The sequence below is a fragment of the Paraburkholderia sp. RL18-085-BIA-A genome (genome assembly GCF_046027075.1).
GTDB lineage: Bacteria > Pseudomonadota > Gammaproteobacteria > Burkholderiales > Burkholderiaceae > Paraburkholderia.
In genome coordinates, this window is sequence record NZ_JARESU010000347.1 from 1 (window position 1) to 2,604 (window position 2,604).

The 2,604-nt window shown below is 57.7% G+C and carries 3 protein-coding genes; all 3 read right to left on the reverse strand.

Annotation, left to right across the window (positions count from 1 at the left end):
- Positions 1-803: 803 nt before the first annotated feature.
- Positions 804-971, reverse strand: a complete 168-nt coding sequence (locus P0D89_RS52190; protein ID WP_408370966.1) for a hypothetical protein — start codon at positions 969-971, stop codon at positions 804-806.
- Positions 972-1,003: 32 nt separating this feature from the next.
- On the reverse strand, positions 1,004-1,297 hold the full coding sequence (locus tag P0D89_RS52195) for a hypothetical protein (protein ID WP_408370968.1): 294 nt from the start codon (positions 1,295-1,297) through the stop codon (positions 1,004-1,006).
- Between the two features lie 174 nt (positions 1,298-1,471).
- On the reverse strand, positions 1,472-2,380 hold the full coding sequence (locus tag P0D89_RS52200) for a lipid A biosynthesis lauroyl acyltransferase (RefSeq protein WP_408370970.1): 909 nt from the start codon (positions 2,378-2,380) through the stop codon (positions 1,472-1,474).
- Between the last annotated feature and the right edge of the window lie 224 nt (positions 2,381-2,604).

The window sequence follows — 2,604 nt, forward strand, 5'->3', positions numbered from 1 at the left end:
CTGCGTCATCGGGTCTTTGCCGTAGGTGAACGCCCCGCAATCTGCACCGTTGACCTCGCCAACTCAACGCTCACACCACCCTCACGCACCGGCCAACGCCGCTTCATCGTCGTCCGGTGCCCGGCCAACGCGGGTGGCGCACCCTGGATGACCCCGCCGGTCATTCAATGCCCATAGAGGCGACGCCTGCGGAGCGGTTCAGCACAAACGTTTTTTTAGTTACCGATCGCGGGCCGACCTCGACCGACCTGTCCATGCGCCTGTAGCCGCGATCGCCAACCAAAAAAACCTCTGCCGTATGTTGGCAAACACATACGGTGCCCGAATTGGGCACGCCGGGATCTGCGCGGGGGGTGCTCAGTAATGGGCATCCCTACCGCAATCCTCGGCCGAACGCGGAGGTTCGAAACTGATGCCGCGCCTAGTGAGCCCCTTGTAGCCGCCGCGAAACGACGCGGCAAATTTGGTCTGCAGCGCGATCGAATCGCCTGAGATACAGCTCCGAGTGCGCAATTGCGATGGCAGTCCGCTCGACGTCGTCCGGACTCTGCTCCAGTTCAAGGTATGCAATAACAAGCCCGAGTTCGTGCTGCGCGTCGTCTGCCGACGAAGCCGCTCGGCCGCCGCCTTCAGAAGCGCATGCCTCCCCATCACCGCATCGCCGTCGAGCAGAGGTAAGCATTCGGCCATGTGCCGCAAGTTCTCGACCGTAGTCGGAGGCGTTGCTAGCGGCCCGGACAAATTGGGACCATTCATCTTTGTTTCTAACGTCACACCAATCTCCCTCTCGCCATTGGCGACGATTAATCCTTATAATCCTCAACCATCCAGACTACAAATATAATCGCCCCGAGAAACAGGCTGACTCCCAAAACCAGCGCGCCGAGAACGACCGGCTGCTTTACGCCCACGAGCGAAAGAGCCGAAAGGCCAATGCCTGCGTAGATCGTCTTTATTGCGCTCTTCTTCATGCCCCTCCCGCTCGCCTATGGCGACGAATCAATCAGGCCGCCTTGTTCGGCGGCGCATTTTTTAGCCGTCTAAGCACTTCGTCCTGTGCGCTGAACTTCGGTATTTCCACCCACGCGGCGAAGTCCGGCTCCCACTGCTTCCACCCATAGTCGTCCAGGTCGAACTCCTCTTCGATCCGTCCGCTTTCGACATCCAGCAGAAACGCATACGTCACGCTATGGCCGTTCCACCAGGCTACTGCGAAATCCGACAGATCTGCTGTCGTGCCTATCGGCTGGTCTCGCAGCAGCATCGACAGATGCGATTTGAAGTCTTCGATTTTCATGACGGCCTCCTGTATGTTCAGGATAGCGGCAGGAAGGGTGCCTGGCCTGTGCGGCGGATCACCTTTCCAGCTCGCTTAACGTACGAAATCTATGGTCAGTGAGAGCGAGCGGAGCGAATGGCTCAGGTCGATAGCTTGCCGGCAACGTAAGAACGAGCTGGGCGCATGGCACGATCAATATACCGCAGGCATGCCAGGTGGACGATGTTTGAAGCGTCGATGCACCCAGTAATACTGGGCGGGGAATTTCATTATCTGGGTCTCGAGAAACGCATTCATGCAACGCGCGTCATTCGTGTCGCTTTCTGATGGAAAATTGCTGAGCGGCGCAAAGATGGTCAACCGATACCCTTTGAAATCCGGCAGTACTTCCGTCACGAACGGCACAACGCGCGCGCGCCCCAATCTTGCAAGTCGGGAAACAGAAGTCAGCGTGCACGCAGGGACGCCAAAAAAAGGCACAAAAACAGAGTTGTCGATGCCATGGTCCATGTCCGCAGCAAGCATGACCGATCTGCCGTCGCGAAGGAATTTCACAATCTTCCTGGCGCTTGTCGAACGTTCGACCATCTCTGCACCGAATCGGCCGCGTTGCCGTCTGGCCAGGTCGCAAAGACGCGTGTTCGACATGTGCGTGTACAGGGCAGCGACAGGCAACTGCAGCGAGTAACGCATGCACCCGATCTCGATGCCCACGAAATGAAACCCCATAAAGATGGTAGGCGGAGGATTCCTGTCTTCGAGATCAATCGCGCTTTCGATCTGGACGATTTTTCTTATCGTTTGCGCTCTACCAAACCATTGAATGCCTCGTTCGAGATAGCTGCGGACGACATGCCGGAAGTGTTCCCTCGCAAGCTCATTGTACTCACCTCCGGTCTTTTCCGGAAAGCAGAGGCGCAGGTTGACAAGGACTATATGTTTGCGGCGACTGGGAAGCGAATACAGGGCCGCGCCAAGCGCGCTGCCAATCCTCGCGACCAATTGGTACGGAAGTATTGAGAGAGCACGCAGCAAAGCTACGATGAGCAGATGACCGACTTGTCTCAAGACTTGCTCCTGTGTGGTGGTCGGCTGTGCCATGTGGGAACGCTTCCGTCCGCTGACCACAAACGTACATCAGGTAAAGCAGCAAAGGCTCAGGCCAACCCTCGACGCGCCCGCCCTGGAGTGCCGTCATATTGGCGCGGCGAAACCGCCGTCATCAACCAGAAAGCTGTCGAGCCGAGTCGACCACGGCACCGATCGCAAGGGGTCTAGCTACGCGGCGTCCCCGACGGGTAACGTGAAATAAAACGTCGCGCCTC